Genomic DNA, 22,580 nt, shown 5'->3' on the forward strand with positions numbered 1-22,580 from the left:
TGCGCGCTCGGCGGGCGTTCAGCCCGGGCCCGTTGCGCTGTACCTGGCGGTCCGCTGGAGGACGAGGAAGCCCAGCGGCGGCAGATCGACGGTGAGCGCGGCCGGGCGCTGCAGGTAATCGACCTCCTCCGCAGACTCAGGCAGCTGCGTACGGACGCCTCCCCCGAACGCGGGGTCGCCGCTGTCGAGGAGCACCCGGTAGGTGCCGGCGGCGGGCAGGGCGACCCGGTACTCCGGCCAGGCCGTGGCCGAGAAATTGGCCACGACGACGACGAAATCCTCCCAGCCGGGGCGCCAGCGCACGTAGCTCAGCACGCTGCGCCGCGCGTCGTGGACATCCAGCCACTCGAAGCCTTCCGGCGCGTCGTCGAGCGCATGGAGCGCCGGTTCACGGGCGTAGAGTTCGTTCAGCGCGCGCACCCAGCGCCGGATCCCGCGGTGCGGCGCCTCTTCCGGCAGAGTCCAGTCGATCGACCCCGCCTCGTTCCATTCCCTGCGCTCGCCGATCTCCCCGCCCATGAAGAGTAGCTTTGCGCCCGGATGGGTCCACATGTAACCGAGGAGGAGCCGGAGGCCGGCGAACTTCTCTTCGTCGGGACCCGGCATTTTCTCCATGAGAGATCGCTTGAGGTGGACGACCTCATCATGTGATAAAGGAAGCAGATATCGCTCACCGTGAGCGTAGTGAAGCGAAAACGTGAGCCGCTCGTGGAGCGCGGGCCGCCGCGCCGGCGGGGCGGCCAGGACACGGAGCGTGTCGTTCATCCATCCCATGTTCCACTTGAAGTCGAACCCCAGCCCCCCTTCGTCCGTCGGCGTCGTCACCCCCGGCCAGGCGCTGCTCTCCTCGGCGAAGAGGAGGACGCCGGGAAAGCGGGCATGGACCATATCCGCCAGAGCCCTGAAGAAGGCGATGGCGCCGAGGTTCTCCCGGCCCCCGAACTCGTTGGGCTCCCACTGCCCCGCCTCGCGCGAGTAGTCGAGGTGGAGCATCGAGGCCACCGCATCGACGCGCAGCCCGTCCACGTGGAAGCGCTCGATCCAGTAGCGCGCGCTCGAGAGGAGGAAGGAGACGACCTCCGGCCGAGCGTGGTCGAACACGAGCGTGCCCCAGTCGGGATGGACCGCCCGCGGCTCCTCCCCCATCTCGTAGAGCGGGGCGCCGTCGAAGGTCCTCAGCCCGGGAAGGTCCGGCGCGAAGTGTCCCGGGACCCAGTCGAGGACGACCCCCAGCCCGAGCCGGTGCGCCTCGTCGACGAAGTACGCGAAGTCTTCGGGCGCCCCATGGCGGGAGGAGGGGGCGAAGTAGCCGCTCGTCTGATAGCCCCAGCTCGCGTCGTAGGGGTGCTCCGTGATCGGGAGCAGTTCGACGTGCGTGAACCCGAGGTCGGCGACATACGGGAGCAACGCGTCCGCGAGGGCCCGGTAGCCGAGCCACGACCCGTCCGGCTCCCGGCGCCAGGAGCCGAGGTGCGCTTCGTAGATCGAGACCGGAGCGCTCGGCGCCCCACGCTCGGGCCGGCTCTGCAGCCAGTCGGCGTCCGTCCAGGCGTGCGGCTCACCCGAGACGATCCGGGACGCGGTGCCAGGTCTCAACTCGGCGGCGCGTCCCATGGGATCCGCCTTCTCGACCGCGCGCGGCGTCCCGTCGGTCTCGGAACACACATGGAACTTGTACAACGCGCCGGGGCCCGCGCCCGGGAGGAAGAGTTCCCACACGCCGGCGTCCCCGACGGGGGACATCGGATTCGTCTCCGCTGCCCAGTCGTTGAACGAGCCCACGAGATGCACGCTCCAGGCGCGCGGAGCCCAGACCGCGAAGCGGGTGCCGGCGACGCCTTCCCGCACGCAGGGGCACGCGCCGAGAAGATCGTGGAGCGCCGATTCCCGGCCTGCGCGAAACGTTTCGAAATCGGCGGCCGCGAGGGGGCACGAGGGGTCACGCCCGGTTTGGCGAGTGTCGGGCGAGCCGCTAGCTTTTTTCGGTTCGATCTGCCACCTCACCGGCGCGCGTTTCCGCTTCGAGTCGGGGCGCGGTCTCTTGCGGCCCGTGGCAACTGCGGCGGGGTCCCTGCCGGACGTTTCACCACACGTCTCGCGAAAGAGTATGAGCCCGACACCTGTGATCGCCAAGCCGACCACGACGCCGACGAGCGCGACCTCCGGAGTGCGTAGCCCGGAGGAACTCGCCGTCGTCCACCTCGTGGCCGAGTACTGGCCGTACGCGCGCACCGGCGGGCTGGCGGAGGCGGCGCGCGGCATCGCGACCTTCCAGGCGGCCCAGGGCACCCCCGTCACGGTGTTCATGCCGCTGTACCGGTCGGTGCGCGAGGCCTGTCCGGACCTCGAGCCGATCACGGACAGCTTCCGGGTGCGCGTGGGGCGGCGCGTGGAGGAGGTATCGATCCTTCAGCACCCGGGTCCGCGCCGGAACCCGCGGGTCCTCTTCGTCGACCATCCGGGCTTCTTCGACCGCGGAGGGATCTACGGTGAGGACGGGGAGGACTACGGAGACAATCCGATCCGGTTCGCGCTCTTCAATCTCGCCGCGATCGAGATCCTGCCCGAACTCGCCAGCGTGCCGGTCGTCGTCCACGCGCACGACTGGCACGCGGCGCTGGCGCCCGTCTACCTGCGGACGAGGTTCGCCGGCCGGGAGGTGCACGACCGCATGGCGGCCGTCCTCTCGGTCCACAATGCAGGCTACCAGGGGCTCCAGCGGCCCGAGGTGCTCGCGGAGATCGGACTCCCGCGCGAGGTCTTCCACTGGCGGCGCATGGAGTTCTACGGCCACCTGAACCTGCTCAAGGGCGGCCTCGTGTATGCGGATTACGCGACTACGGTGAGTCCCACGCACGCGCACGAGTTGCGGACGACGGCGGGAGGGTTCGGCCTGCACGGGTCGTTCATCGAGATGGGGGACCGCTTCCTGGGGATCCTGAACGGAATCGATCTCGACGTGTGGGATCCCGCGACGGACCCGCAGATCGAGGCGACCTTCTCCCGGTCGGACCTCAGCGGGAAGGCGGCGTGCAAGCGGGCTCTGCAGCGCGAGTATTCGCTGCACGAATACCCGCGCGAGCCCCTGTACGGGATGACGGCGCGCCTCGTCACCCAGAAGGGACTCGACCTCCTGCTCGACGGCGGCCTCCTCGAGCGGGCCGAGGGGCAGTTCATCTTCCTCGGGGCCGGCGAGGCGCGCTACGAGGAAGCGCTCCGGGACATCGCGGAGCGGCACCCCGAGCGCGTCGCCGTGGATACGGAGTTCAGCGAGCCCAAGGAGCACCGCCTGCTCGCGGGCGCCGACCTTCTGCTGATGCCGTCGCTGTACGAACCGTGCGGCCTCACGCAGATGCGGGCGCAGCGCTACGGGGCGATCCCCGTGGCCCGCCGCGTCGGGGGTCTGGCCGACACGATCGAGGACCAGATGACCGGCTTTCTCTTCGACGGGTATACGGCGGAGGACCTCGAGGTCGCGCTGGGCCGGGCCGTTGCGGCCTACGCGGGAAGTCGGGAAGCGTGGGCCGAGCACATGATCGAGGCGATGTCGCGCGACTTCGGCTGGGCGAGCAGCGCCGCCCGCTACCTCGATGTCTACCGTCGCGCGCTGGCCGCGCATGCCCCCGACGCCTGAGGCGCACGCGGTCCCGGTGACCGCGGCGGAGCCGACGGCGGTCGTTCTCCACGGCCACTTCTACCAGCCGCCGCGCGAAGACCCGTGGACGGGGCGGACCCGCCCCGAACCGACGGCGGCCCCGTTCGAAAACTGGAACGAGCGCATCACCGCCGAGTGCTACGCGCCCCTTGCCGCGGCGGAAGCGTTCGAGTGGCTGAGCTTCGATCTCGGCCCGACCCTCGCCCGCTGGCTCGAACGCGAACACCCGCAGGTCCACGACGGTTTCGTGCTGGGGGACCGCGCGAGCCGCGCGCGCCTGGGCCACGGGAACGCCGTCGCCCAGCCCTATCACCACATCATCCTGCCGCTCGCCAGCCGCCGCGAGAAGGAGACCGAGGTGCGCTGGGGGCTGCGCGACTTCGAGCGGCGCTTCGGGCGGCCCGCAGAGGGAATGTGGATGCCGGAAACCGCGGTCGACACGGCCACGCTCGAGGTGCTGGCGGCGGAGGACATCGCGTTCACGATCCTGGCCCCGCATCAGGTCGCGGACCCTCCGGCGGGCGGTGTGGGGCGCGTCCGGCTCGGCGGCGGGCGCGAGATCCCGGTCGTCGTCTACGACGGGGGACTCTCGCACGGCGTGGCGTTCGGGGCGCTGCTCGAGGGCCGCGACGCCTGGTTCGAGGCGTTGCGCGCGGCGACCGGAGGAGGCGGGGGCCTCGTCGCGCTGGCGACGGACGGCGAGACGTTCGGCCACCACCACCGGGGTGCGGACCGCAGGCTGATGCGGGTGATCACCCGCGCGCGCGGCAGCCGGGCGCTGCGGCTCGAGAACTTCGCCTCCGCGCTGGCCCGGGCCGGCGAGCTTCCCGCGGTGACGCTGCGTGAACCCACTTCCTGGAGTTGCGCGCACGGCGTCGAGCGCTGGCGCTCCGACTGCGGCTGCAGGATGGCGCCGCACCTCGACTCGCAGCAGCGCTGGCGCGCCCCCCTGCGCGCGGCGCTCGAGCAACTCGCCGCGGGCCTCGATGAGGCGTACGGAGCCCTCGCCCCCGGACGGTTGTCGGAACCCGAACGAGCCGTAACCGCACTGGGCGATGTCCTGGGCCAGCCGGCGGGACCGGCGGACTTCGCCGGGGATGTCTCCGTGGCCGGGTCCGAGGAGGAAGCCCTCGCCCTCCTCGAGATGGTCCGGGACCGGGCCGCGATGTTCACGTCGTGCGCGTGGTTCTTCGACGACGTGGCCGGGATCGAACCGATCCAGGTCCTCGGCTACGCGGCGCACGCGCTGGACCGCCTCGCCGCGCTCGCCCCGGAACGCGCGGCGTCACTCGAGCGTGCGTTCGTCGAGGGTCTGGGCTCGGCCCCGGCCAACGATCCCGGGATCGGGACCGCCGCCGGCGTCTATGCCCGCGAGTTCGGCGACGGCTCTCGCGTGTCGGCCGGGAGCGCGGGGGCCGGCGACAGCCCGACGCGGGCCAGCGCGTCGGGCGAATGACGCCTCCTCCCCTCCGGTTCGCGTTCGCGATCCATCTCCACCAGCCGGTCGGCAACTTCGACCCGGTGTTCGAGGATCACCTGGAGGGCGTGTACCGGCCGCTCCTCGATGCGATCCATGAGCGGGGCGCGTATCCGATCACGCTTCACATGTCGGGGCCGCTGCTCGACTGGCTCGAGCGCCATGGCCCGGACTTTCTGGACGAAATCGGCGCCCGTGCCGCGGACGGGCGGATCGAACTCCTCACCTCCGGTCGCTACGAGCCCATCCTCGCGGCGCTCCCGCCTCGCGACCGTCTCGATCAGGTCGAATGGATGCGCGCCGATCTCCGTTCCCGGTTCGGGGTCGAGGCATGCGGACTCTGGCTGACGGAACGCGTGTGGGAGCCCGACCTCGCCGCCGATCTGTCCCGGGCGGGGATCGAGTACACGCTCCTCGACGACCGGCACTTCCTCGCCTGCGGGCTGGAGCGGGCGGAGCTGGATCGGGCGTTCACGACGGAGCACGGCGGACGCTCTCTCAAGTTGCTCCCGATCGATGAGGATCTGCGCTATCTGATCCCGTTCCGGCCCGTGGCGGAAATCGTGGAGTTCTTCGCGGCCCGACGGCGGGACGGCCGCCATCAGCTCGTCCTCGGAGACGACGGGGAGAAGTTCGGAGGCTGGCCGGGGACCCGCGCGTGGGTATACGACGGCGGCTGGCTGGAAAGGTTCCTGACTGCGCTCGACGACCTGCGGAGCGGGGGCGACCTGGAACTCATCACGACCCGCGAGGCGGCGGCCGGCCTGAGCGGAGGACTCGTCTATCCGGCGGCCGGATCGTACCGGGAGATGGAGGAGTGGACGCTCCCCCGCCCCGCCGCCCTGCGTCTGGAGCGGCTCGCGGCCGACACTCCCGGAACGGCCGCTACCGTCGCTGGCGCCGGGAGCCGCCGCGACGAAATGGGTGCAGGCCCGCTCGTGCACGGCGGTCACTGGAAGGGCTTCCTGCGCAAGTATCCCGAAGCGAACCGCATGCACAAGACGGCGCTGCACCTCTCCCGGCTGTGCCGCGACCGCGGAGATCCCGGGGAGGCCCGGAGGGCCATCGCGCGTGCGCAGTGCAACGACGCGTATTGGCACGGGGTGTTCGGCGGCGTCTACCTTCCCCACCTGAGGCAGGCGATCTGGCGCGAGCTGGCCGCGGCCGAACGGCACCTGCGGGAGGGTGAAGAGATCGCGTGCGAACTTCTCGACTTCGACTTTGATGGCCATGACGAGATCTGGATTCACTCATCCCGGAGTTCCGTCGTGATCAGCCCCGCGCGGGGCGGCGCGATCGAGATCCTCACCGTCTTCGGGGACGCCGTGAACTACGCCGATGTGCTGTCACGCCGCCTCGAGGCCTACCATCGGGACCCTGACGACCCGGCGCCGGGGTCCGCCGACTTAGCAACGGCCACCGACGGCGACGATCCGGTTGGCTCGGAGGAGGCAGCCCAGGCCAGCGGCATCGCCTCGGTCCACGATCGGCATTCGGGGGCACCCCTGCCGCCCACCCCGGACGAGGCGCCGCTCGCGCTGATGCAGGAGGTCGCGGTGGATGAGGCGGGCCCCGACGGAACCGTGCTGGCGGACTGGCGCCTCCATCCCTTCCGGCTCAGGGGTGCACCCACCATCGGGGACGGGAAGGTCCGCCTTCGGTTCGTTTCCGAACCCGGGGCGCCACGACTCCAGAAGATGCTCGACATCCACGACGACGGGCGCATCGACGCGAACCTCGACTGGAGCGAAGCCGGTCTTCCCGCCGGGGCGGTGGTCGTCACGCGCCTGCCGCTCGCGCATCCGGGACGAGTGGAGGCGACGCCCGCCGCCGCGGAGTCGAGGGAGCGCATCGTCACGCTGGCCCGGTCCGAGCGCGGGTTCGAACGGATCGACCAGGGAGAGATCGCTCAACTCGCGTGGCCGGCTTCGGCTGGCGGCGCGCGTGTCCGATTGAGGCCGGGCGGCGGGCCCGGAACGGTCGGAGGTCCGGCATGAGCCGAGGACGATTCGCCATTGGGCGCACGACCGCGCTCCTCGCCCTGACCGCACTGGCCGGGTGCGGGGACGCCGACACGCTCACGCCGCCGGGGGGCGGATCGGCCACCGTCGTCCTCGTGTCGGGCGGAGATCAGCGCGCCATCGGGGGCCGCCCGCCGGCCGAGCCGATCGTCGTCCGGGTGCACGATGCGTCGGGTCGTCCCGCCCCCGGCGTCACCGTCTCCTTCACTCCCGCCCTCGGGAACGGGAGCTCGGTCCCCATCTCGACCGCATCGGACGGGAACGGCGAGGCGGCGACGACGTGGACCCTGGGGTCCTCCGCCCCCGGCCGTCAGACGCTGACGGTCTCCGCCGGTGCGTCTTCGGTCACGGTCGGCGCCGAAGCGATCGATCTCGAGGCCGAACTGGACGCGCTGTTCGCGCCGGCCTCGGCAGCGGAGATCGAGGTCGTGCGCGCCGACTGGGCCGGCCGCGACGTATCGGCGGCCCAGGTGTCCGTCGAACTCACCGAGGAGATGGCGCTGGGCCCCTCAATGGCCACGCTCCGGATCGTCTCCCACGTCGTGGCCGGCGTACGCCACTTCGGGGCGATCATCGTGCCCGCCGGCGCGGAACCCGAGAGCCTGCCCGTGCTCATGTACGCCCACGGGGGCGACTCGGGCGTGTCGGTGGACGACCTCCAGTTCGTCGCCCTCTCGCTGGGCGAACTGAGCACCCGCTTCATGTACGTGGTCCCCTCGTTCCGCAGCGAACCGCTCCGGTACGGGGGCCGCACCTGGGTATCCGAGGGTCCCTCCGGCCACTGGGACCAGGACGTCGACGATGCCCTCGCCCTCGTGAACGTCGCCTTCGAGTCCACGCCGGAGGCCAAGCCGGGCACGTTCAGCATCCTCGGCGGCAGCCGCGGGGCCGGCGTCGCGCTCCTGGCCGGGGTCCGCGACCCACGGGTCGACCGCATCGTCGCGTTCTTCGGTCCCACGGATTTCTTCGACGACTGGATCCGGGTGATCGCCTGGAAGACGGCGCTGGACGGCCCCTGGGATCTGCCCGGCCTCATCCACCTCGACTCCACCCTGATCAAGCCGTTCGTACGGGGCGGAATCACGATTCCCGAGGCGCGTCTCGGGCTCGTCCGGCGATCGTCCGTCCTCTTCGCCGCTGACCTCCCGGCGGTGCAACTGCACCACGGGACCGCGGACTTCACGGTTCCCGTGTCCCAGGCCGAGTCCCTGATCCGGACCATGGAGACGCTCGGGCGCGCCTCGCCCGACTTCGAGGCTTTCATCTACGAGGGGGGCGGGCACGACTTTCTGTCCCTGACCGGCGCCATCCCGCGCGCGGTCGAGTTCATCACCCAGACGCTGACCGGCGAAGGAGCCACCAGGAGATGAAGCGGAAGATCACGCAGACGATCGAGATCCTCGAAGCCGCCCGGCGGCCGCTGTTCACGGTCCTCGACGGAATCTCCCGCGAGGACCTCGACTGGCAGCCCGCCGACGGGATGCGCGGGATCGGCAAGATCTGCCGCCACATGTACCGGGTCGACATCTGGTTCCTGAAGCGGCTCGGCATCGTCCCCGTGACTCAGGAGGACGCCCCGGGGCCGGCCGAGGAGATCGCCGCCCGCATGCGCACGATCCAGGAGCAGATCATCGTCGAACTGCAAGCTCTGGATGACGACGCCGACCTGTTCACCGAGCGCACGTCGCTCGACGGCGACGCGACGTCACGCATGGGCGACACCGTGATCCACATCGCCCAGCACTACCTGTACCACCTCGCCCAGATCACCTACCTGCGCCGCATCCGCGACCGCGACTGGACGGCGCCCCTGGACGAGTGGGAGACCGCGACCTACCTCATCGGCGATCGGATTCTGGAGTAGCCCCGTACTTCTCGAAGAAGGCGTCGGTCCCCGCCGGGAGGAGCAGTTTGTCCGCGATCGCGGCGATCTCCTCCGCCTCGCGCCACGCCTGCTCCAGCACCCATAGGTCGCCTTCGAGCGCGCGCCGTTCCTGCTCCTCGTGAAGCGCCATCTCCAGCGCGAGTCGCGTCGGCTTGCGCATGTTCGTGACGAGGCCCGGGGGACTCTCCCGGTCGACATCCGGGTTGCCTCTCACGGCTTGGGCGACGTAGCGGCTCGGGTGACCCTGCGCCTCGATTTCGGCCACGGCGGCCTGGACGGTTCTCCGCATGCCGCCAGACGCGTTGAGCACCGGCAACACCGCGGCCGCGACCCGGTGCGCGTCCTCGCCGGCGAACGACGCGGTCCGGGTGCGCTCGATCCCCTCGAACCCCTGCCGGATATCGACCGTGAACCCGGGTTCGTGTTCGGCGGGGAGCATCCGGATCGAGCGAATGTTCGTGTGCTTGAACTTGACGACCGTCCCCGGTTCGACCGGCGCCCGGCAGATTCATGAACACCAAATTGGTGGCGAAACCACCCGCAAGGGTGAACCCCACGTTCCGCATCCTGCGCAGGAACTGGTCGCCGTAGCGCCACGCCGCAAACTCTCCGCGCGGCGGCTTCCCGGTGCGGACGAGTTCGAGACCCTCGCCGTGGCGGGCAAGCCCGATGTTGTCGGTGGAAGCGCGCAGGGGCGTGGCGCGGAACAGCCATTCGCACGTTTCCACCGCCTCCCAGCACTCGTCCAGCGGCGTGAGATTCCACCGCAGGCACTTCCGACACACGACCCGCAGCCGGCCTTTCGCCGCGTCGAAGGCGAGCCTGGTCCCACGGGGAAGGTCTCGACGACCTCGTTGGACCCCAGCGGCTTCTTGCAGAACATGCACGTCTGGTACACGGCCCCTCCGGGTGATTCGCGCCCATGTCAACGTGTGGTGCAGCGGCCCGGGCACCACGAGAACGCGGGCTGACGAGGACCACCGGACCACACCTTAAATTCTTGCGTGAGAGGCACAAATAACCCATCAGCTGGGCTATAATAGCCCACGCCATGGGTGATATGCCCTAGTGGCGGATACCCGTTTCCGGCGCTGAACCTCGCCTCCGAAGCGGACCGTGCCGCCTGGTTCGAAGCCTACCTGCGCACCTACCTCGAACGCGATCTGCGGCAACTGGCGGCAATCGAGAACCTCACGCGATTTCAGCGGCTCGTGCGCGCGACCGCCCTTCGCCTCGGCGGCCTCTCGAACCAGGCCAATCTGGCGAGAGATGCCGGGATTCCCTCGACGACGGCGCAACGATACCTCGACCTTCTGGAGGTCTCGTATCAGCTGCTGAGGATCGAGTCCTACGCCGTCAATCGGGACAAGCGACTCGTGAAGCAGCCGAGACTGTACTGGAGCGATCCCGGACTCGCGCTACACCTGGCGGGCGGCATCGAGCCGACGGGGGCGCATCTGGAGAATCTCATCGCGGGCGATCTCTTCGCGTGGCGGGAGAGTCGGACGCACCGACCCAACATCCTGTTCTGGCGGACCAGCAAGGGCGCCGAAGTGGACTTCGTCATCGAGACGCCGCGCGCACTGATTCCGGTGGAGGTGAAGAGCCGCCAGCAGCTCCGCGTAGCGGATGCCCGCCACCTGGCTACCTTCATGCGAGACTATGGCGACGCGGTTCCCGCGGGGGTCATCATCCACGGCGGCCGCCGACACGTACTGGCTCACGGAGCGCGTACTGGCGGTCCCGTGGAACCGGGCAATTTGAGCGGGCAATCCGACTGACGGAGAGTGCCGGAATGACGGTCATACCGCAGAGACCGCTGGGGTTCGGTGAGATCCTCGACGGCGCCATCCAGTTCTACCGGCGCGACTTCGGCCTCTACTTCCTCATCGCCCTCGTGGGCGCGCTTCCCGCATACGCGATGCTGCTCGCCCTCGGGACGCCCAGCACCGGCATCGACGCGGCCGGGAATCCGGACTTCGGGGGCGTCGGATTCGACGGACTCATCGTGCTCCTCGCGATGATCGTCTCGTGGGTCGGGACGGTCGCCGTGGCCGTCGCGATGCGCGCCCGCCTGGAGGACGGCCGGGCATCCCTCGAGAGCGCCTACCGCGGCGTCCTCCGCCCCTTCCCAAGCACGCTCGGAGCGCACCTGTTGGCCATCCTGCTCGTGGGCATCGCCGGCTTTGTTCTCATGCTATTGGGAATGATGCTCGCGGTGGCGGTGGCGGCGGCCGGAAGCCTCGTGCTTGCGCTCGTGGTCTTCGTGCCGATGGGCCTCGCCGCTGCCCTCCTGGTGTTCGCACTGTGGTTCTCGATCACGTTCGCGATCCTGCCGGCCGTCCTGCTCGATGGGCGGTCCGCGTCGGCCTCCCTTCGCCGCTCGTTTCAGCTCGCCCGCGGGGCGCGGCTCCGGGTCCTCGGTATCATGCTCGTGGTAGTCATCATCCAGAACGCGGTTTCGGTCGGCCTCTTCGCGTTCTCGGGAGGCTTCGAGATGTTCACGTCGCCCGAGACGGTCGGCACCGTGGGCGGCGGCTGGATCGCCGTGCAGAACACCGTTGAGCTGCTGATCGGAGCCCTCACCACGCCGTTCGGGGTGGCGACCGTCTTCTTCCTCCACCACGACCGGAGGGTACGCCTGGAGGCGTCGGATCTCGAGACGACCGCGGCCGCGATGGCGACGGACGGGCCTTGATCCGATTCCCGTGGCCGGCCTCGCCGCGCGGGGGGCAGGAACCTCCGGCCGACCCGCTCCCCTCGCCGGACGAGATGTCCGCCGTTCTGCGCGAGATCCTCGCCGAGCCGGACTTCGTGACGGCGGCCCTGCCGCTGCGGCAGCGGATCATGCAGTGGATCGGCGAGGCGATCAGCGACGCCTGGGAATGGTTGCGCCAGCTCCTGTTCGACGAGGGCACCGGGCTCATGACGGTCCTCGCGATCCTGATCCCGCTGGCCGCCCTCGTGGCCCTGGGCGTCGTGGCGTTCCGGCACGTTCCGGGGTGGGTCGGTGGAGGCTCCGGCGAGAGCGATGATGGAGCCGGATCCGGCCGCACGCCCCGGTCCGCGGGGGAGTGGCTGCGCCTCGCTCGCGCGAGGGCCGGAGAGGGAGACTTCCGGCCCGCCGCGAGCGCCCTCTACCGGGGCTTCCTCCTCACGCTGGACCAGCGGGGGGCGCTGGCGTTCCACCCCTCCAAGACGCCCGGTGACTACGCCCTGGAGATCGATCCGCAGCGGCGTGAGGCCGCTCCCGACGCCGGAGCCGGAGAGAGATTCCTCCGCTCCTTCCAGCGTCTCTCCTTCGGCCAGGAGGCGCCGACTCCCGGGGGGTACGCGGATCTGGAGGCGCTGGCCCGGAACGCGGGATGCCGGGGTCCGGACGAACCTTCGGAGTCCGACGCACCGTGAACAGAGCGAGAAGCAGGACCATAATCTTGGTCACCGCGATCGCGCTCGTCGCCGGGCTCGCCGCGTTCTTCACCCGTCCCGAAGGACGCGCCGCGACGGACGTCAAGCGCAGCTTCTTCCGGACGACGCCGGACGGGGTGGCGGCACTCGCACGCGGCATCGCCCGCCTGGGACGGCCCACGGCGCCGCGCATCACGCCGCTCGCGGACGCGGAACCGGTGCCGGGGGCGATCGTCCTCCTCTCGCCGCAGGTCGTGCCCAGTCCCGCCGAGGTACACGCACTCCTCGAGCGGGTGCGGGCGGGGGGCACGCTCGTGTATGCACCTCTCCTCGTGCCGACCGTTTTCGGCACGCTGAGGGTGACCCCGCTCATGGACTCGCTGGGCATCGCCTTTCGTCTGCCCCAGGAGGGCGACATCGAGGATCCGCAGTGGGCACCTCACGCCCTCACGGAAGGATTGCCTGCACCGGACCCGCCGCGCCGCGTCCTCCATCGGCTGACGGAGCGCGGACTCGTGGCGCGCCGTGACGCCGAGCGAGGCGACATCCAGGTCGTGGAGGACACGTCGGAAGCGTCGGGTCCCCCGCTCGAAGATCTCCTGACGACGGGGCCGAGCGAAGACCGGCGGTGGATCGGGGCCGGCCTCATGCCGCTCGGCGACGGACGCGTCCTCGTCCTGAGCGACGCCCAGTCGCTCTCGAACGCGAGCGCGGCGGAGAACCCGCTGGCGCCCCTCGTCATCCGCGCCCTGCTGGCGCATACGACCCCGGCCGACACGGTGTTCTTCGATGAGTTCCATCAGGGGATCCGGGGCTACGACAGCACCGCGCGGCGCTGGGCCGGCTTCGTCCTCGGCACCCCGCGGGGGCGGACGCTGCTCCACGTGCTCGCCGCCGCCTTCCTGGCCCTCGTGTGCACGGGGCTTCGTTTCGGGTCGCCGATGACATCGGTGGCCCCTCAGGACCGGGAGCGGCGGTCGCCGCTCGAACACGTCTCCGCCCTCGGGGACCTGTACGAGAAGGCGGGCGCCGCCCGCGCGGCCGCTCTCCTCCTGTCGGCGCGCCTGGCCCGCACCGTGCGCCGGCCGCCCCCGCGCGACCTGTCCGAGGCCGAGGCGCTGGTCCGGGAATTGGAAGCCCGGCGCGGAGCGCACCCCTCGCTGGCGCGCATTCGGCGCGGCTTGCGCGCCGATCCGGCGGACCTGACCATGATCGCCGCCGGAATCGACGACCACCTCGCGAAGAGACCCACGCCATGACGACGCCCGACGCGGCGCTACGCCTGCTCGGCGACATCGAGCAGGTCATCCTCGGCCAGCAGGTCGTACTCAGACAGCTCATGATCACGCTCCTGGCCCGGGGCCACGCGCTCCTCGAGGGCGTGCCGGGAACGGCCAAGACGCTCTCCGTGCGGGCGCTGGCCAGGGGACTGGGGCTCGACTTCGGTCGCGTCCAGTTCACCCCCGATCTCATGCCCACCGATCTCGTCGGCGTGAGTGTCCTCGACGAGGCGCGCGGCAACTTCCGCTACCGCCCCGGGCCCGTGTTCACCGACCTCCTCCTGGCCGACGAGATCAACCGGGCGCCGCCCAAGACGCAGGCGGCGCTGCTCGAGGCGATGGAGGAGCGGCAGGTCACGGTGGACGGCACGACGCGCCCGCTCCCCTCGCCGTTCACGGTGTTCGCGACCCAGAACCCGGTGGAATACGAGGGGACCTACCCCCTCCCCGAGGCGCAGGTCGACCGCTTCCTGATGAAGATCGTCATCGACTACCCGCCGGAAGAGGCGGAGCGCGCGATCCTCGACCGGCACGAGGCGGGCTTCCGGGCGGACGACGAGTCGACCTATCCCATGGGCGAGCCGCTCACGCGCGACGCGCTGCTGGCGGCGCGCGACGCGGTGAACCGGGTTCACATGGACGAGCGGATCCGGCGCTACGTGACCGACATCGTGCGCTCGACGCGGGAGGACGCGGCCTTCGCCCTCGGCGCGAGCCCCCGGGCCGGCGTCGCCCTCTTCCAGGCCGCCCGGGCCGAGGCCTACCTGTGCGGCCGGGACTTCGTCACCCCGGACGACGTGAAGTCGCTCTCCTTCCCCGTGCTCCGGCACCGCGTCGTGCTGACGGCGGAGGCGGAGGTCGAGGGCCGTTCCTCGGACGACGAACTGCGGGCCCTCCTCGAGAAGCTCGAGGCGCCCCGATAGCGCGCGTCGTCCTCATCCCCAGCGGCCGCACGCTGTGGCTGCTGGGGCTGGCGTCGTTCCTCTTCCTGGTCTCCGCGGGGGGCGGGTTGGCGGCGGACGCGATCATCCTCCTCGTGGCCTGGCTCGACGGGCGTCGGACCCCGTTGCCCTCGGCCTCGCGGCTCGTCCCGCGCATCGCCGCGCTCGGCGAAGTCACGGAAGTCTCGATCGACGTGGTGAACCCCACCCGTCGCGCCCTCTCGCTCCGACTCACGGACGACCTCGACCCCAGCCTGCGGCGCCTCCCCCACCCCGGCGATACCGACGAATGGGAAGACGGGGTGCGGCTGCATCTCCCCGCCGACTCGACGATCCGCTGCAGCTACGAGGTACGGCCCCGAACGCGGGGGTTCCTCGCTTTGGGCGCGATCCACCTGCGGACCCGGTCGCCGTGGGGGTTCGCGTGGCGGCGTTCCACCATCGAGGCCGCCGACACGCTGCAGGTGCAGCCGGGCATCCGGAGGCTGCTGCGCGACCGGAGCGGCCATGCACTCCGGTGGGGACTGCGGACGGCGGGGGCCCGCCGCAGCCGGCAGTGGGGCGAGGGGCGCGAGTTCGAGAGCCTGCGCGACTACGCCGAGGGGGACGACCCCCGCATCATCGACTGGAAGGCGTCGGCCCGGCGCCGGCGTTTCGTCGTACGCAACTACGAGGCGGAGCGGAGCCAGAACATCGTGCTCGCGATCGACGCGGGCCGCCACATGCGCGAGCGGCTGGAGGACCGGGAGCGGGTCGACTTCGCCCTCGCGGCGGGGATGATGCTCGCCACCCGGGCCCGGAATTTCGGTGACCGCATCGGAGCCATGGTGTTCGACGATCGCATCCGGCACGTTTCGCCGCCGCGCCGCGCCGACCCCGGCGCGCTGGCCCGGATCTTCGCCGGCGTGGAGACGCGGCCCGTCGAACCCAACTATCCCCTGGCCTTCGCGACCCTCGCGCGCACCTTCCGCAAGCGGGCGCTCGTCATCCTGTTCTGCGACGTGATCGACGAGGCCGTCTCGAAGGCCCTCGTGACCTCGCTCACGAGGATCGGGCGCGCCCACCTCCCCCTGGCCGTCGCGATCCGCAACCCCGCCCTCGAGAAAGCCGCGGCGCGGCCGGCGCCGACGCCCTCCGAGGCCTTCCACCGAGCGGCCGCCGAGGAACTCGTCCAGGCGCGGGCCACGACGCTGCAGGTCATGCGCCAGTCCGGGATCCTGGTGGTGGACACGCCGCCCAGAGACGCGCTCGTCCGAACCCTGGACAAGTACGTCGAAATCAAGGAGCGGGGGCTGCTCTGACCCCCCGACCCGCGAACCCGAAGTAGACGGCGAGAAGGACCGCCGTGGCGCCCCCGAATGCGAACTTCGCCACCGCGGGCAGCCCGGATGGAGAGTAGAAGCCCTCGACCAGCCCGGCCACGAGGAGCAGCAGCACCGCGCCGCCCAGCAGGGAGAGGAACTCCCGCCCGCGCTCCCTCAGCGCCTCCCGGCGGGTCCGCCGCCCCGGAACGAGGAGCGCCGACCCGAGACCCAGTCCCGCCCCGCCGGCCAGGCAGATGGCGGTGAGTTCCATCACGCCGTGCGGAAACACGAAGGCGAGGATCACCCCGAGCACCTCGTTGTTCGCGTACAGCCCGAACGCGGCACCCAGCAGGACCCCGTTGAAGACGAGGATCAGCACGGTGCCCACCCCCGCCAGCAGACCGCCCGCGAAGGCGGTAAACGTGACGCCGACGTTGTTCGTCATGACCATCGACGAGAGCGCCGGCATCTCGGCGCCTCCAACCTCCAGATAGGCCGCGTCGGGGTCCCCGCGCACGGTATTCTCGGCCCGCGCCAGCATTCCGGGCGGCATGATCGCGCGGGCCCGCGCTGGTCCGTCCCGGACGGCGGCGTACGAGGCCAGCATGGGGCCGAAGAGCAGGAGCGCCGCGAGAAGCACCTGACGGTGGTGGCGCCGCACCGCCCGCGGGAACTCGCGGGCGACCCAGCGCCCGAGCGGGACCGCCGCCCGCCCCTTCGCCCGGTAGAGGAGGTTGTGCCCCGAGCCGGCCCACCGCTCCACCGCCTCCATCATCGCCGGCGAGGCGCCGTAGGTTCGGGCGCGAGCCAGATCCGCCGTCACGCCGCGGTAGAGACGACCGAACGCCCGGACTTCCTCTTCGGTGAGCGCCCCCAGGCCGCGGGCGCGTCCCTTCTCCACCAGCGCGGTGTACGCCTCCCACGCCTCCCGCCGCTCCCGAGCCATCGCGGCGGCCTGTAGACTCGCCCCTCCCCGGCGGGCGGCGTGCCGCGGCGCCTCCGCCCCGTGCAGATGGGCGAGCCTCGCGTCGGGATCCGCCTCCGATTCGGCGAGATCCCCGCCGACCGATTCGCGAAGGGCACCCCAGACGGAACTCGCGACCCGGGCCCGCACCCCAGGCTCCAGTCCCTCCCGACGCGCCATGTATCCCGCCAGCAGCTCGAATTGTTCGGGGGAGAGCGTCGGGCGCGTCGGGCGACCGGAAACCTCGACCTCGTCCCCGAACATCTCGCCGCCTCCGGTGTCCCGGACCACGATCGTGCCCGCGACGATGTCCCCCAGCCGCTGCGCGCGCCGGTTGAACAGGATCGTCGCGGCTCCCGCCATCCCCGTCACGCCCGGCTGCAGATCGACAAAGCGGATCAGGTTGCGGAGGACGGACCCCTGGAAGGAGAGCGGCTCACCGCCGTCGTGCAGCACGCGCAGCCCCAGCGCCCGTTTCCCGGGCGTGCGTCCGTCCCACACGGCTTCGAAGAAGAGGAAATACCCCCAGGTGGCGAAGAAGAGGACGATGTAGAGGACGGCCATCCCGAATCCCGCACCCGCACCTCCGAGCGCCCCCGTGAACCTCACGACGAGGGCGACCAGCAGGATCGTCGTCACGATGATCGCCAGATCGAGGGCGAGGGCCGCCGCCCGCGATCCCAGGTCCGCGAGCTGATATTCGAGCCGGACGTGCTCCGGCGTCTCCAGCGCGATGCGGCGGTGCAGACCACCTCGCGCTTCGGGCATCAGCCGGTTGTCCGCCGACAGGTCAACACCCAGGACCGCTCGTCGTCCCGCGCCCCCGCCGTAGACCGCCGATATGCAGCATCGATCCCCGCCCGGGGGATCATTCTCCACTCGCTCGCGTCTTGCCCGGCGAACTCCGCCAGCCGGGGACCAGGAACAGCGCCAGTTCCAGGCCCGCCAGAAGGCCGGCAGTGGCGGCGGTCGCGACCGCGAGGGCCATGAGCAGAATCCTCGGCTCGTCCATCGACGTCGCCCAATACCACGTGGAGAAGAACGTCGAGGCAAAGCTGCCCGCGAAGATCGAGCGCTGCGGCACGTTCCGGTAGCGTTGCCACTTGTTCACGGGTTGAGCTTCATGGAGTCCCCCTTGCGCCAAGGCTACACGCCGACCCCCGGAGTGCAAGACACCACTGCGTCACAGATCGCGGCGGCGGAACCAGATGAAGGCGCCGCCGATGAAGAGCACGGTCCAGAGGGTAGCCATGATCACATGCGAGCCGAGATCGACGGCCTCGGGAGCCGAGCGACCGGCCGCCTCCGCGGCGGCGGCGATCCGCTCGAACGTGGGGGCGTCGTAATTCCGAAACTCGAGGAGCGGGAAGACGTTCCTCCACGGGAGGTACTCGAGCCGCTCGGAATAGTCAGGCAGGATACGCTGCACGAGCAGGGGGAGCATCCCGAACTCGATCGCTCCAAGCCACAGGAACCAAACGGCAAGCGCCGCGCCGGTCTTGCGGATCGCCAGGGACAGGAAGAAGGCGAAGGCCCCCACGCTCAGGAACGCGAGCACCAGCCCGCCCGTCGCCTGGAAGACCGAAAGCGGCACGAGCGACGATGCGGCAGCCCCCATGTCGGTGCGAATCAGCGCCAGCACGCCGGGAATCAGTACGTGCGCGGCGACGAAAGCGAGGCCCACGATCGGCAACAACAGGGTTTTGCCCCAGAACCACTGGGACTTCGACAGACCGTCGATCACGTTCTGCCGCGCCGTCCGCCAACTGAACTCCGTCGCCGTCAACAGAACCAGGGTAATGGCGGCAAAGAGGAAGAGCGTGGCCGAGTCGTCGCCGAATACCGACGCCCAGATGTCCGGGAGCCGGAAGCCCTCGCTGCGCTCGAAGAAGGAGTACGCTTTGTCCATGAACGTGACGAGTGCGTAGAAGCCGAGCGCCATCCACAGGACGATCCGCTTCCTCGCCTTGAACCACTCGTTGCGCAGCAGCACGCCGAACACCCGACCGCCCTTCATTGCACTTCTCCGAACCCGTGGGACCCGCCCGTAATCTCCATGAACGCGTCCTCCAGCGACTGCCGTTCCAGCGACAGGTGCGAAGCGTAGATCCCCCGCTCCGAGAGGAAGCGGTTCAGCTCCGCGAGCCCCCCGCCCTCGAGTTGCGCCAGCACCCGGCCGTCCACGACCCGGGTGTTGCTCACGCCCTCGAACTCGGCCACCGCGAGCTTCAGCGCCTCCACGTCCATGTCGGCCCCCACCGCGGCCACCGTCCGGGCGGAGGTGATCTCGTCCACGCTCCCCTCGCGGATGAGCCGGCCGCTCTCGATGATCGAGACGTGCGTACAGGTGCGCTCCACCTCGTGCAGCAGGTGGCTCGAGAGGAAGATCGTCTTCCCGCGCGCGGCGAGTTCGCGGATGATGTCGCGGATCTCCCGCTGCCCGGCCGGATCGAGGCCGTTGGCCGGCTCGTCGAGGATGATGAGTTCGGGGTCGCCGATCATCGTCGCCGCGAGCGCGAGCCGCTGCTTCATCCCCAGCGAGCAGGCCCTGAACTTCGTCTTCTGGCGCGCGGCCAGCCCCACGACATCGAGCGCCTCCGTGACCTCGGTCTCGTCCCGCCCCTTCACCCGCGCCACGAGCCGCAGGTTGTCGCGGCAGCTGAGGTAGGGATAGAAGTTGGGATACTCGAGCGTGGCCCCGATCCTCTGGCGCCCGGCGTGGAGTTCCGCCGGCGACGAGCCGCCGAAGAGGCGGAACGAACCGCCTGTCGAGGTGATGACCCCGAGCAGCATCCCGATCGTCGTCGTCTTCCCGCTCCCGTTCGGGCCCAGGAAGCCGTACACCTGCCCGGCCTCCACCTGCACCGAGAGCTGGTCTACGGCGAGCGTCCCCTCGCCGCGAATCGCGGCGTACCGCTTGGAGAGCCCCTGCGTCTCTATGATCGACATGTGCGAGTGCCCGGTTGACTGTTGATCAGGGGCCCGGGGGCGGCGAGCCGGGGGCGGCGGGGGTCGGAGTCGCGGGGGGTGGGATCGCGGGCGTCGTGCCGCCGGCACGCTCCTCCAGCTGCCGGCGGAACAGCTCCGCTTCCGCCAGTTCGTTCAGCCTCTCGTCCCGCTCCCGGCCTTCGAGTTCGAGCTGGGCGACGCGCTCCCTCAAGAGGGCGATCGTCTCCCGGTCCTGCTTCCGGGGCCCGAGCGCCTGCGTGACGTCCCGCACCAGTGGCCGCAGCGCGAAATGCGTCGCGAACGCGAGGACGGGGACGCCGATCGTGAAGAAGATCGCGAAGAGGGGGATAAGCAGGTCTTCCATGTGGAAACCGAACGCAAGGGGTGGCGAGAAGGTTTCGGAAGAAGGATGTGGGCCGCGGCCACTACCCGGGCGGGGTTCGACCGATGATGCCCCGGCCCCACACGTTGTTGCCGCGGTTCACGTCGGGCAGGATCCCGTCCGGGTCGAGTTGCACGTTGCGCACGAATCCGTCGACCACCTCGAGCACATAGGTGCCGTCCACCTGCCACGCCTCGACCGGGACGTCGTGCCGCTGTTCGTCCCCGCCCCGGTACAGGATCCGGATCTCGAGCGGCATCGGGATCCCGCCGCGGTTCTCGATCGTCACCGTCGTCGTGTCCCCGATCCTCTCCACGGAAGCGATCGCCTGGTCGAGCACCGCGTCCTCGTAGATCCAGCCCTTGAAGAACCAGTCGAGATCCTGCCCCGACACGTCCTCCATCGTGCGGATGAAGTCGGCCGGCTGCGGGTGCTTCCACGCCCAGCGGCGGATGTACTCCCGGAACCCCTCGTCGAACACCTCGGGACCAAGCACATCCTCGCGCAGGAGGACGAGGACCGCGGCGGGCTTGTTGTAGGCGAGGACGCCGATGTCCTCCTCGGGGATGCTGTCGGCCGGCGTGAGGATCGCGTACCCCGGCCGCTGCGTGTCCACGGCGATCTGGGCGGGCGACATGAACTGGCCCAGGATCGGCTCGCCGCCCGAGAACTCGATCCCGGAGTAGTAGTTGATGAACGTGTTGAAGCCCTCGTCCATCCACGCGTATCGCCGCTCGTCGGAGCCCACGATCATGGGGAACCAGGTGTGTCCGATCTCATGGTCGGTGACGGAGAAGAGGAACGCGCCGCGCGACTCCCACGAACAGAACACGATCATGGGGTACTCCATCCCGAGCGCGAGCCCGGCCACGTTGATCGCCACCGGATACGGATAGCGGAACCACTCTTCCGAGTAATACTGGACGCTGTGGCGCAGGTATTCCGTCGAGCGCTCCCACCCGCTGACGCCGCGCCCTCCGAGGCTCTCCTCGGGGTAGGCGGACATGATGAGCACGTCCTCCCATCCCGCCGCATCCCACACGAAGCGGTCCGACGCGGCCCACGCGAAGTCGCGCACGTCCTGCGCCCGGAAGCGCCACGTCAGCGGCAGCTCGCCGGGGGGGCGGGTTTCATCGTCCCCCGCCTCGTCCGGCTCGATGATGTGGATCGTCTCTTCCGAGTTGCGCGCCCGCGCCAGCCGTTCGCGCTGCGTCGGCGTGAGGACATCCTCGGGATTGAGCAGTTCACCGGTCGCGACGACGACGAAGTCCCGGGGGACGGTGAGTTCGACCTCGAAGTCCCCGAACTCCAGATACCACTCGCCCTGCCCGAGGAACGGGGACTGGTTCCAGCCGTTCACGTCATCGTAGGTGAACATGCGGGGGTACCACTGGGCGAGCTGATAGATGATCCCGCCCCGGATGTCGAGTTGCCCCATCCGGTCGCCGCCCGTCTCGGGGATCTCGAACGCGAAGTCGATGTCGACCTCGAGTTGCGCGCCCGCGGGCGGGAGGGGCTCGTCGAGGAGGATCTCCATCATCGTGTCCTCGGTCCGGTACTCGGGGACGGTCATCTCTCCTTCGTGCTCGACCCGCACCCCCGAGATCACGAAGCCGCCGTCCCGGAAGAAGCCGCCGTGGCGGACATCTCCCTCGACTTCTTCCGCTCTCAGCGCACCGTAGCTGTTCTCGCGGAAGAGGTTCTGGTCGAGTTGCACCCAGAGGCTCGTGAGGGAATCGGGGCTGTGGTTCGTGTAGGTGATGCGTTCGGTGCCCTCGATGCGGTCGCCGACGAGGCTCGCCCGGATGTGGTAGTCCGCGCGCTGCTGCCAGTACTCGGGGCCCGGCGCGCCCGTGGCGTCGCGGAATGGCCCGGGTTCGGGGAGGTCGAGCGGCTCGAAAGCGGCGGCCGGGTCGAAGATCCGCCGGAGCGAGTCGCGGCGCGCGAGTTCCGCCGCCGCCGCCGCCTCACGTTCTTCCGGGTCCCCCTCCTGCGCCGCCAGACCGCCGGGAAGCGCCCCGGCCGCCAGCGGGAGCAGAACCAGCACGGCCAGCGCGGCGAGCAGCCGTGCGCGAGGCGTCTGCGGCCGCGCACCCATCACCCTCATATAACTCCCCTTCTCATCCTCAGCGGCCTTTCCTCATCGGCTGACATCTCCCGTAGGACAGCGTACACCACAGCGGCGACGATGCCGACGCACCCTGCACTCCCCACGCGAGGCAATGTAGTTGGTCAGTGCCATCCGACCGAACGCCACGGTCGCTCGGATCCCGACACCGGAGCGGCGGCGTGGGTGGCCCGCATCGTTTCGGAC

19 protein-coding genes are annotated in these 22,580 nt (G+C 70.2%); 11 read left to right on the forward strand and 8 right to left on the reverse strand.

Annotated elements, in window-relative coordinates; all coding sequences use genetic code 11:
• Nucleotides 1-18: 18 nt before the first annotated feature.
• Nucleotides 19-2,142 (reverse strand): 1,4-alpha-glucan branching protein GlgB, encoded by a 2,124-nt coding sequence (glgB, locus tag ACPXY0_RS08325; protein ID WP_423930173.1) that lies wholly within the window; start codon nucleotides 2,140-2,142, stop codon nucleotides 19-21.
• Here glgB and ACPXY0_RS08330 point away from each other — a divergent pair.
• The 5 genes from ACPXY0_RS08330 to ACPXY0_RS08350 are packed head-to-tail and all read left to right on the forward strand — an operon-like array spanning nucleotide 2,108 to nucleotide 9,017.
• Nucleotides 2,108-3,634, forward strand: a complete 1,527-nt coding sequence (locus ACPXY0_RS08330; RefSeq protein ID WP_423930175.1) for a glycogen synthase — start codon at nucleotides 2,108-2,110, stop codon at nucleotides 3,632-3,634. The genes glgB and ACPXY0_RS08330 overlap by 35 nt on opposite strands.
• The gene (locus ACPXY0_RS08335) at nucleotides 3,618-5,111 is read left to right on the forward strand and encodes a DUF3536 domain-containing protein (protein WP_423930177.1); all 1,494 of its coding nucleotides are present in this window, start codon (nucleotides 3,618-3,620) and stop codon (nucleotides 5,109-5,111) included. The genes ACPXY0_RS08330 and ACPXY0_RS08335 overlap by 17 nt, the downstream gene beginning before the upstream one ends.
• On the forward strand, nucleotides 5,108-7,129 hold the full coding sequence (locus ACPXY0_RS08340) for an alpha-amylase/4-alpha-glucanotransferase domain-containing protein (RefSeq protein ID WP_423930179.1): 2,022 nt from the start codon (nucleotides 5,108-5,110) through the stop codon (nucleotides 7,127-7,129). The genes ACPXY0_RS08335 and ACPXY0_RS08340 overlap by 4 nt, the downstream gene beginning before the upstream one ends.
• A complete protein-coding gene (locus tag ACPXY0_RS08345) occupies nucleotides 7,126-8,523 on the forward strand; it encodes a hypothetical protein (protein WP_423930181.1) in 1,398 nt (465 codons plus the stop codon). The genes ACPXY0_RS08340 and ACPXY0_RS08345 overlap by 4 nt, the downstream gene beginning before the upstream one ends.
• The gene (locus tag ACPXY0_RS08350) at nucleotides 8,520-9,017 is read left to right on the forward strand and encodes a DinB family protein (RefSeq protein ID WP_423930183.1); all 498 of its coding nucleotides are present in this window, start codon (nucleotides 8,520-8,522) and stop codon (nucleotides 9,015-9,017) included. The genes ACPXY0_RS08345 and ACPXY0_RS08350 overlap by 4 nt, the downstream gene beginning before the upstream one ends.
• Here ACPXY0_RS08350 and ACPXY0_RS08355 read toward each other — a convergent pair.
• Nucleotides 8,992-9,477 carry a hypothetical protein gene (locus ACPXY0_RS08355; RefSeq protein WP_423930185.1) on the reverse strand — a complete coding sequence of 162 codons (486 nt, stop codon included), beginning with the start codon at nucleotides 9,475-9,477 and terminating at the stop codon, nucleotides 8,992-8,994. The two genes, ACPXY0_RS08350 and ACPXY0_RS08355, sit on opposite strands and share 26 nt — an antisense overlap.
• A gap of 616 nt (nucleotides 9,478-10,093) precedes the next feature.
• Here ACPXY0_RS08355 and ACPXY0_RS08360 point away from each other — a divergent pair.
• The 6 genes from ACPXY0_RS08360 to ACPXY0_RS08385 all read left to right on the forward strand — a co-directional run bounded on the left by ACPXY0_RS08360 (nucleotide 10,094) and on the right by ACPXY0_RS08385 (nucleotide 15,968).
• Nucleotides 10,094-10,819, forward strand: a complete 726-nt coding sequence (locus ACPXY0_RS08360) for an ATP-binding protein (RefSeq protein ID WP_423930187.1) — start codon at nucleotides 10,094-10,096, stop codon at nucleotides 10,817-10,819.
• Nucleotides 10,820-10,833: 14 nt separating this feature from the next.
• The gene (locus ACPXY0_RS08365) at nucleotides 10,834-11,736 is read left to right on the forward strand and encodes a hypothetical protein (protein WP_423930189.1); all 903 of its coding nucleotides are present in this window, start codon (nucleotides 10,834-10,836) and stop codon (nucleotides 11,734-11,736) included.
• Complete coding sequence (locus ACPXY0_RS08370; RefSeq protein WP_423930191.1) at nucleotides 11,733-12,446, forward strand: DUF4129 domain-containing protein; 714 nt, start codon at nucleotides 11,733-11,735, stop codon at nucleotides 12,444-12,446. Before ACPXY0_RS08365 ends, ACPXY0_RS08370 begins: the two co-directional genes overlap by 4 nt.
• Before the next feature lie 26 nt (nucleotides 12,447-12,472).
• Complete coding sequence (locus ACPXY0_RS08375) at nucleotides 12,473-13,705, forward strand: DUF4350 domain-containing protein (RefSeq protein WP_423930193.1); 1,233 nt, start codon at nucleotides 12,473-12,475, stop codon at nucleotides 13,703-13,705.
• A complete protein-coding gene (locus ACPXY0_RS08380; protein WP_423930195.1) occupies nucleotides 13,702-14,649 on the forward strand; it encodes an AAA family ATPase in 948 nt (315 codons plus the stop codon). Before ACPXY0_RS08375 ends, ACPXY0_RS08380 begins: the two co-directional genes overlap by 4 nt.
• Nucleotides 14,650-14,735: 86 nt before the next feature.
• Nucleotides 14,736-15,968, forward strand: a complete 1,233-nt coding sequence (locus tag ACPXY0_RS08385) for a DUF58 domain-containing protein (RefSeq protein WP_423930197.1) — start codon at nucleotides 14,736-14,738, stop codon at nucleotides 15,966-15,968.
• Here the strand turns inward: ACPXY0_RS08385 and ACPXY0_RS08390 are convergent.
• The 6 genes from ACPXY0_RS08390 to ACPXY0_RS08415 form a co-directional block, all read right to left on the reverse strand.
• Nucleotides 15,946-17,703 carry a stage II sporulation protein M gene (locus tag ACPXY0_RS08390; protein WP_423930199.1) on the reverse strand — a complete coding sequence of 586 codons (1,758 nt, stop codon included), beginning with the start codon at nucleotides 17,701-17,703 and terminating at the stop codon, nucleotides 15,946-15,948. The genes ACPXY0_RS08385 and ACPXY0_RS08390 overlap by 23 nt on opposite strands.
• 100 nt (nucleotides 17,704-17,803) lie before the next feature.
• Nucleotides 17,804-18,046, reverse strand: coding sequence for a hypothetical protein (locus ACPXY0_RS08395; protein ID WP_423930201.1), 243 nt, complete (start codon nucleotides 18,044-18,046; stop codon nucleotides 17,804-17,806).
• A gap of 72 nt (nucleotides 18,047-18,118) precedes the next feature.
• The gene (locus ACPXY0_RS08400) at nucleotides 18,119-18,952 is read right to left on the reverse strand and encodes a hypothetical protein (protein WP_423930203.1); all 834 of its coding nucleotides are present in this window, start codon (nucleotides 18,950-18,952) and stop codon (nucleotides 18,119-18,121) included.
• Nucleotides 18,949-19,884, reverse strand: a complete 936-nt coding sequence (locus ACPXY0_RS08405; RefSeq protein WP_423930205.1) for an ABC transporter ATP-binding protein — start codon at nucleotides 19,882-19,884, stop codon at nucleotides 18,949-18,951. Before ACPXY0_RS08405 ends, ACPXY0_RS08400 begins: the two co-directional genes overlap by 4 nt.
• A gap of 25 nt (nucleotides 19,885-19,909) precedes the next feature.
• Entirely contained in the window at nucleotides 19,910-20,248 is a 339-nt protein-coding gene (locus ACPXY0_RS08410) for a hypothetical protein (RefSeq protein ID WP_423930207.1), read from the reverse strand.
• A 61-nt stretch (nucleotides 20,249-20,309) separates the two neighbouring features.
• Nucleotides 20,310-22,373, reverse strand: a complete 2,064-nt coding sequence (locus ACPXY0_RS08415) for a M1 family metallopeptidase (protein WP_423930209.1) — start codon at nucleotides 22,371-22,373, stop codon at nucleotides 20,310-20,312.
• Nucleotides 22,374-22,580 lie beyond the last annotated feature (207 nt).

Source organism: Candidatus Palauibacter sp. (genome assembly GCF_965237495.1).
GTDB lineage: Bacteria > Gemmatimonadota > Gemmatimonadetes > Palauibacterales > Palauibacteraceae > Palauibacter.

Excerpts from the sequence above, each read along its gene's own strand:
- ACPXY0_RS08330 (WP_423930175.1), top strand. The coding sequence starts at position 2,108 with ATGAGCCCGACACCTGTGATCGCCAAGCCGACCACGACGCCGACGAGC.
- ACPXY0_RS08335 (WP_423930177.1), top strand. The coding sequence starts at position 3,618 with ATGCCCCCGACGCCTGAGGCGCACGCGGTCCCGGTGACCGCGGCGGAG.
- ACPXY0_RS08340 (WP_423930179.1), top strand. The coding sequence starts at position 5,108 with ATGACGCCTCCTCCCCTCCGGTTCGCGTTCGCGATCCATCTCCACCAG.
- ACPXY0_RS08345 (WP_423930181.1), top strand. The coding sequence starts at position 7,126 with ATGAGCCGAGGACGATTCGCCATTGGGCGCACGACCGCGCTCCTCGCC.
- ACPXY0_RS08350 (WP_423930183.1), top strand. The coding sequence starts at position 8,520 with ATGAAGCGGAAGATCACGCAGACGATCGAGATCCTCGAAGCCGCCCGG.
- ACPXY0_RS08355 (WP_423930185.1), bottom strand. The coding sequence starts at position 9,477 with ATGCTCCCCGCCGAACACGAACCCGGGTTCACGGTCGATATCCGGCAG.
- ACPXY0_RS08365 (WP_423930189.1), top strand. The coding sequence starts at position 10,834 with ATGACGGTCATACCGCAGAGACCGCTGGGGTTCGGTGAGATCCTCGAC.
- ACPXY0_RS08380 (WP_423930195.1), top strand. The coding sequence starts at position 13,702 with ATGACGACGCCCGACGCGGCGCTACGCCTGCTCGGCGACATCGAGCAG.
- ACPXY0_RS08390 (WP_423930199.1), bottom strand. The coding sequence starts at position 17,703 with ATGCCCGAAGCGCGAGGTGGTCTGCACCGCCGCATCGCGCTGGAGACG.
- ACPXY0_RS08400 (WP_423930203.1), bottom strand. The coding sequence starts at position 18,952 with ATGAAGGGCGGTCGGGTGTTCGGCGTGCTGCTGCGCAACGAGTGGTTC.
- ACPXY0_RS08405 (WP_423930205.1), bottom strand. The coding sequence starts at position 19,884 with ATGTCGATCATAGAGACGCAGGGGCTCTCCAAGCGGTACGCCGCGATT.
- ACPXY0_RS08410 (WP_423930207.1), bottom strand. The coding sequence starts at position 20,248 with ATGGAAGACCTGCTTATCCCCCTCTTCGCGATCTTCTTCACGATCGGC.
- ACPXY0_RS08415 (WP_423930209.1), bottom strand. The coding sequence starts at position 22,373 with ATGAGGGTGATGGGTGCGCGGCCGCAGACGCCTCGCGCACGGCTGCTC.